This is a genomic window from Candidatus Cloacimonadota bacterium, from assembly GCA_011372345.1.
Taxonomy (GTDB): Bacteria; Cloacimonadota; Cloacimonadia; order Cloacimonadales; family TCS61; genus DRTC01.
In genome coordinates this window covers 1-1,651 of record DRTC01000062.1, presented here as the reverse complement: position 1 = coordinate 1,651, position 1,651 = coordinate 1, and the positions used below count along the sequence as shown (strand labels likewise).

1 protein-coding gene is annotated in these 1,651 nt (G+C 36.8%); it reads right to left on the bottom strand.

Annotated features, from left to right (window positions below; genetic code table 11):
• Window positions 1-184: hypothetical protein (locus ENL20_01150; protein ID HHE37167.1), on the bottom strand; the 184-nt coding region annotated here is incomplete at its 3' end.
• Window positions 185-1,651 lie beyond the last annotated feature (1,467 nt).

Here is a 1,651-nt window from a genome sequence, read left to right as displayed (position 1 = left end):
GTCTCATTAATTCATCGGAATCAAATTGGTTTTTCAAGCGAATATTGATCCTGATAAATTCATGATCAGAAGCAGAATCCAATTTTTCCTGAAGTTGAGGAGTGAGCAAGGAGTTCTCTTGAGTTTTTCCCCAACACAAACCTGACATTAACAAAAACAACATAATAAAAACTAAATTTTTCATACATCCTCCAATATAATATTCAATAAAAGCAATCGCTTTTACAGTTTTCCTCAGATGCTAAATCAAAATAATATGAACTGATGTCAAGTATGAAATCGTATTTAAGCAAAGGTGATACTTATGACAAAAGAATATCACCTTTTAAAATACCATTGCAAATACTATTGTTAAAGAATTTCTAATTAAAATTTTTTCGTAAAGACAGATTTATTCACAAATAGCAGTCACAAAATAGAATTTCTTCCAATCTGGGACAGGCTCATCCCAGAACGGATCGGGAATTTCAGTTCCTTCAGGTTCAAGCTGCCATTCATTTAAAGGAATGTAGGCGTCTGGTGATGAATAAATATTGTAGAATGAAGCACCGGCAACAGGTTCCCAGAATAAAACAACATTTTCTCCCATTATTCTGATCTTTACCTTTTGAGGTGTGCAGGAAAGACTTGTCTCATCAGTATCAATTGCTGTTACGGGAGTATATTTTGTATAATTATCTGAATAATACTGTTCTTGATCCATAAAGATTTCCTCAAAAGAAAGACCTGAACATTGTTCACTGTCAGCGATCTCGATTTTAAGATGCAACAATTGAGTTGGAGCAGCCGGCAGATCATTCCCTTGAGAAGGAAGTGCCAGCGGATTGAATAGCGATTGGACAGAGAACATCGAGGGAGTTTCGTCAAAAAGGATCATTTCATATAAAGGAACTCTCATCTCTCCTTCGAGAAGCGTTCCTTTCGTGATTTCCGCATGTCCGTTCCCAATAATATTTTCGCCAAATCCGAAAGCATCATAATTTATATAAACCGAATTATCGCCGAGTTTTGTTCCTGTTTCGGAAGCAGAAGCCATGACATCGAATTCAAAGAAGTTTCCTTGTTCAGTAAGAACTGCATTCTCAAAAGTAAATGTAATCCCAACAGCATCATAATAATCAAAAGTAATATCATTTAATAAAGGGGTGGTCATAAGATCGGAAGTATAGAGTTCAGCTTGATATTGGATCCATCGACTATTATCATGTACCGGATTTATCTCGAAAGGACTCGTCTCATACCAGCCGGAAGGATCATTTTCCGGTCCAAACCAAACTGCGTTTTGCAGATCTGCTTCCGTGTCAGCAGTTCTGATCCGAAATTTTATATGTTCCCCATTCGCATTCCAGGAAACCGTATTGAATCCTGCTCCAACCGGAATAGTAAAGCCTGTATCATGAGCGGAAGAAACGAAAGTTCCCGTTTCAGGATATTTCTTATCGAATTCACCTTCATCATATTTTAGGAAGGCAAAATCATCGACCCGAATATCGATCGATTCATTGGCGTGGTCAACATCATAACATATTTTAATGCGATAATTATTCAAGGGATTCGGATGATAATGAAAACCGATCAATGTTCCGTTCACGAGACCATAAGCAAGGTTTGAATCATTATCATAAATAATTCTCCAGGTAAGATATGTATC